The following is a 4,936-nucleotide window of genomic DNA, read 5'->3' on the forward strand; positions in this document are numbered from 1 at the left end:
CCGGCCGCCGCGTGACGGTGCGGAATGCCGATAGGGCATTGATAGCGACCATTTCCGCCGCGAAAATCCAATAGGCTTCTACGATGCGTCAGCCACGGCATTTCAGTTCAATGCCACGCTATTATTTTGATTTGCGAGAAGGCGATCAGATCGCTCTGGATGAAGAGGGACTGGAATTCGACAGCCTGGATCAGGCCCAAGTCGAAGCCGCCCGCTCTCTTGCGGAACTGGCCAGGGACGCCATCCGACACGCTCCCCACCGCTTTAGCTACCAGAAGTCCGTCGAAGTTCGCGACGACAGCGGGCCGGTAATGGAAGCTCGGTTCACGTTCAAACTTGAGAAGAAGTAAGGCCGCCTCCTCGTGAGATGGCGAAGATTCGGCACTGCATGAGTGGACTGTTTTGAATCTGCGATGTCCAGACATGGGCGCGGGTCATTGCCACTTGTTCCTGAGGGAGGGTTACTCCGAACTAGTTCGGAGCGATCAAAACGGGTTGCGGTAACTTGGCAGAACCCCTGGCAACCGCCATTGCCATGCGGTGTGGCGGCCCCGGTTGCATTGCCAGGCGCGCTGGGGCCGCAGATCCGGGGCATAAAATACGCGGGGCGGATGTTCCAACGGGATAGGAACTTTCCGCTTTTTCCCGACTTCAGAACCCGTATTGTAATGGAGTAAGTCGATGGGAAGGCGTTGGACTGACGAAGATATTCGGGACCTTAAACAACTGGCGCAGCGACACCCTATTCCGAAAATTGCGGAGATTATGGATCGAACGGTGGGCGGCATCGTCTTCAAGGCCCATAAACTGAAAGTCTCGCTCAGGAGCCGCCATCGGGACAATACGAGAATTTCGTATGTCGATCTGGGAGCCGCGGGCTTTGAGAATTGGCCACCTAAGCTCTAATTAGCTGGATTCATCCGCTCAGGAGAACGCATCCAGCATGACAGACTTCATATTCATGGGCGGGCTCCGAATGCTGAGCTGGGCAGACCCGCCCTGACGGCCATGCGATAAGCAGTATCGATTGCATTCAGTAGCGGTGCCAGATCGTTCATTGTCGCCATCCCCAGAACCTGTTGTGCCAAGTAAGAGACGAAAAATCTCTACCGATCATGAACGGCTAGTGCGAATAGTACTGGATTTCTGATAAGCAAGTGATGTGTACACTTTTGTACTGAAAGCACTGCCGCGCGGTTCGGGAACGCTTCCGCTTGTTTCGCTGTTGTCTAGCCGGTGACGGAATCCTTGCGAGGAGCGGGACAGTCCCGGCTAAAGGCCATACGGTGTAACGCCCGTGTGGCCTTAGTCATGCGCGAGCCCCTTAGAGCGCCTAATTATCGGAACCCGGTTTAATCAGCTTCAGATTATTCGACGCCAGCGCCCGGTCGATCGAACGCTCGGCTTCAGATACGGCCTCAGCCTTAGTTGCCGCCTGTCCTCGCATCTCAGTCCCGCGAAGCGAAGCCGACCATTTCCAAAGTTGCCGCCCGAGGCCCTGAACGATTGTAAATTCAACGTCGCGGTATTTCATTGCTTCGCTTCGGGAGTGGACGCCGTGTCCTGCCCAGCCCGCCGTTCGTATTCAAAGGCGAGTTCAATTAGCTTGGAGGCCGTTTCCGCATCGCCAATCGAGCGCGCGATCCTCCTGCATCGCTCGGCTTCTTTTACCAGGGTTGCGGCTTCACTACTCATAAGGTGAAAACAAGCTATTCGCCGATTAGTTTCCCATGGCGTTTTTGGAGCAATAAAAAACCCGGTCGGGGGCGAAGGGAATCGATCCCATTCACAAGCTTACTTTGCGCCGCGATCGTCGTCGCTCTGGGGGCGTTTTTGGTTAAGCCGAGCCAGCCCTGCGCCACCCGCAGCCAAGCGTTGCACCTCGCTAGGGTGCGCACTCTGCTTCCCTTTGAGCCTCAGCCGCTTTTGCTCGGTTTTGTCTTCGCGTCACGGGGTGAAATGCAGGTCGCGTCTGGGCTTATTTCAAAAGCCCCGGCGGCCTTGCTCGTTATGGTAAACCCGGGCCAGCTTTCGGGTGCTCTGCCATAGCTCGACGTCGTGACCGTCCACTAACTGTTTGGCATGTTCTTTGGCTGAGTTTTCGTCCCTGCAGATTAGGTCAACGCGGTGCTGGATATGCCCGTCCCGGCCGATCAGGTAAGCGCGGTACTCTTGCATCTGCGGTCCCCTGGGATAGCGCTGAGATCAGCAAGGGCCCGGAGCGTGTGCTCGATGTATTCTCTAAGCTCGCGATGGAGCCAACGATTCCCAAAGCGGGCGTGACGGCGACCGCTGCCGGCGTGGATAATTCTCGGCAAAAACCGAGCGCTCCGAATTGAGGCGCCGCGGCATTCTCGGTCCCGACTTCAGGGAGGAAGACGAAGAGGAGCGGCTTGCGGAAGAGCAAATGGGCTTAGAGCCTGACGAGCCGATGGACCCCGTATCCGGGAATATTCTCTCATTCGATCAGGCGACACCATGAGCAAGTCATTTCATACCAAAACTCACGCGGCAATGATGGCCGGAACGAACCGTGTCAACTCGAACATCTTTAAACGGATCGAGCCGGGCGAGCCGGCGCCGCACAATGCACCGCTCAGAGCAGCGAAATCGTCCGACTACACCGACGATGTGTCGTTCTATGAGCAACTCGACGAGATCACACCGAGCGCGCACGGCAAGATCACCGCGAAAGCGCGGGACGAGTTGCGCCGCAAGCACGGCTTGCGAACGTGACAGATTTCTGCGGACCACGGATGTACTGGCCGCAGAACGCTGCTTGTTTGCCCGCCCGATCAGGACCTGAAGGTCGGCCTAAATCAAATCAGGCCACTTTGAGTGACAACAAATCCGAACACGAACAACACCATTCCAATGCTGGCAATCATGACCCACGTAGGGGAATTGGAGGGAGGCACTGCGAAATGCTTCATGGTGAACCACTGAATTTCGTGGAGCGATTCGCGATTCTAGTCTGGACCTGAGCCACCGAAAACGAGATTACGGTTGTGCGGGCCACTAGCCTCAATGGTTCCGGGAACAAGTGGCAACCAAAGTCGAAGGGTCAATTGGCGCCGATCCGAGTGGCAGCTCGCTTCCGCATCACCACCGCGGCTTGATGATCGTGCGCCTTCTCCACCACAGCGAGGACCGGCATCACGCGTCCCCATCGTCGCTCCAAGGAAGGAACATCATAAAATACCTGAGAGAATGGATCCGTGCCCACAGTAAATATTGACCATTCGCGCCCTTCGGGCTCGTGGCTCACAAGCGCGGAGTCGATTTCGGCAAGAAAGTCAGCGAAGAGTGGATTATCGCGATATTTCGTCCGCAGGAGATCAATGGTCTGCCGGGTATGGATGGTGATATAGGCGTAACCACTTGGGCGGAGAACTCGCCGAACTTCGAGGAGCCAAGCCTCAGCCAATTCGGATATGTGCGTGAAAACTGACCCGCAGTAAAGCAAATCGAATTGGTTATCTTCAAATGGAAGATGCGGCGCTGTTGTGTTGGTCGCGAACAACATCGGTGGATTGAGATTTTGTTGGCACCATTCGATATGAGCGGCGTTGATGTCCAACCCCCAATGCTCAGATGTCTCCTCTCGCGGCACAAATCGCAGCATGCGTCCACTGGCGCATCCGAGATCGAGAACACGTTCCAATGCGACGGGCCGTTGTTCGACTTCGTTCAGGATACCAAGCATCTGCGCCACATCATCCTGGCCGCATTTTAAATACTCTGCTTCAGTCTCCGCGTAACCCTCCCATAAGTGACGAGGTGGTACCGGCAAGTGATTGTTGGGTGCGGACGGACTGACAAACGACACGTTATCCCGTCGGGGTAAAGGGATGAATCTAGCCGAAACGCCCGGACGGTCCTGGCTGACGATCTCTTCGACCTCGCGTTTGAAACGAAGTCTTAACCGCCGCGACAGTCGGTCGATCAGTTGCATTGCGTGCCCCTTCTCGGTCCACACCAGCGCCGCAAGTTGCAGCACACAGGCGCCAGCACTTGGCCCTTACGACATGCCCGCCCTTCTGGTCAACCAATCCGACATGGTACGGCGGCGAATTCACGCGGGCTCTTGAACCGCCATATGTGCTTCCAGGATGTGCCGGTGGACGCCTGCGTTATTAACCGCGGCGCCACAGAAGCAGCGTGCCTGTCCACTAGTCGATTGCGTCGGCAGGGGCAGGCCGGCGTCGTACATGGCGTACTTCCATGCTGTCCAGGCGCGCTGGCGCCGATACTCGTTGAAATCAGCTTCGGTGCATTTCGGAAGGTAGCCCTTCCAGGCTGCTTCGAAACCGGCCCGCGCCTCCTCGAAGCTCGCCGCATAGCCGGAGCGGTTATGCCCGCGGTGTGATGCCGGATAGGAGCCGACGTCCCATCGCCATTGCTTAGCTTTGACAGGCAAGCCCGATTGGACGGCGATCGTGCCAACCTGAACGTCGCCGTAGTAGACGTGCCAGCAGTCGGAGCGTTCGGGGTGTGGGCGGCGGGTAAGTTCGGGCATGCGCTATTGAAGCGCGGGCGGGCACCTACGGCAAATTATCAATCCGTTGGGGGCCTAGATGTCACTGACCTACAGATTGTCGTGGGGAGCAGCATACCCGGATTTCTGTCGAGCGTCTTTCGATCCGCTCAAGCAGGGCTACAGACTATTCATTCGGCGTAATAGAACGACGCTACGCCATCCTTTCGGTATATCCAGTTCTCGCTTTCGTAGTATTCGGCGCCGCCCAGTTGGGAATGCCACCAAGTATCGCTGACCCAAAAAGCTCGTTCGCCGTTTGCCGCGGAGTAGATATTGTCGTCCACTCGGTAAAGCCCACGGCCTGACCTCTCGCTGGGCTGGTAAGCGGGGTCACTTAGATCTAGCTGGCCAGTCTTCCGAATTGGCCGCGATCCAGTCGGCGGCCTCCTTCTTTGT

The 4,936-nt window shown here is 56.8% G+C and carries 5 protein-coding genes; 2 read left to right on the top strand and 3 right to left on the bottom strand.

What is annotated here, in order from left to right:
• Window positions 1–110: 110 nt before the first annotated feature.
• Complete coding sequence (locus JQ575_RS43760) at window positions 111–350, top strand: DUF6894 family protein (protein WP_212039325.1); 240 nt, start codon at window positions 111–113, stop codon at window positions 348–350.
• Between the two features lie 983 nt (window positions 351–1,333).
• On the opposite strand, the gene JQ575_RS43765 is transcribed toward JQ575_RS43760, so the two are convergent.
• Window positions 1,334–1,534: a hypothetical protein gene (locus JQ575_RS43765; protein ID WP_212039326.1), complete on the bottom strand. Its 201-nt coding sequence runs from the start codon at window positions 1,532–1,534 to the stop codon at window positions 1,334–1,336.
• 944 nt (window positions 1,535–2,478) lie between these two features.
• On the opposite strand from JQ575_RS43765, the gene JQ575_RS43770 reads away from it, so the two are divergent.
• Window positions 2,479–2,736 carry a hypothetical protein gene (locus JQ575_RS43770; protein WP_212039327.1) on the top strand — a complete coding sequence of 86 codons (258 nt, stop codon included), beginning with the start codon at window positions 2,479–2,481 and terminating at the stop codon, window positions 2,734–2,736.
• Between the two features lie 328 nt (window positions 2,737–3,064).
• On the opposite strand, the gene JQ575_RS43775 is transcribed toward JQ575_RS43770, so the two are convergent.
• Window positions 3,065–3,955 carry a class I SAM-dependent methyltransferase gene (locus tag JQ575_RS43775; protein WP_212039328.1) on the bottom strand — a complete coding sequence of 297 codons (891 nt, stop codon included), beginning with the start codon at window positions 3,953–3,955 and terminating at the stop codon, window positions 3,065–3,067.
• Between the two features lie 120 nt (window positions 3,956–4,075).
• Window positions 4,076–4,519, bottom strand: coding sequence for a hypothetical protein (locus JQ575_RS43780; RefSeq protein ID WP_212039329.1), 444 nt, complete (start codon window positions 4,517–4,519; stop codon window positions 4,076–4,078).
• Window positions 4,520–4,936: the final 417 nt, after the last annotated feature.

This window comes from Bradyrhizobium sp. JYMT SZCCT0428 (genome assembly GCF_018131075.1).
Taxonomy (GTDB): domain Bacteria; phylum Pseudomonadota; class Alphaproteobacteria; order Rhizobiales; family Xanthobacteraceae; genus Bradyrhizobium.

Bases quoted from the DNA above. Each gene is read 5' to 3' on its own strand.
- JQ575_RS43760 (WP_212039325.1), top strand. From the start codon at position 111: ATGCCACGCTATTATTTTGATTTGCGAGAAGGCGATCAGATCGCTCTG.
- JQ575_RS43765 (WP_212039326.1), bottom strand. From the start codon at position 1,534: ATGAAATACCGCGACGTTGAATTTACAATCGTTCAGGGCCTCGGGCGG.
- JQ575_RS43770 (WP_212039327.1), top strand. From the start codon at position 2,479: ATGAGCAAGTCATTTCATACCAAAACTCACGCGGCAATGATGGCCGGA.
- JQ575_RS43775 (WP_212039328.1), bottom strand. From the start codon at position 3,955: ATGCAACTGATCGACCGACTGTCGCGGCGGTTAAGACTTCGTTTCAAA.
- JQ575_RS43780 (WP_212039329.1), bottom strand. From the start codon at position 4,519: ATGCCCGAACTTACCCGCCGCCCACACCCCGAACGCTCCGACTGCTGG.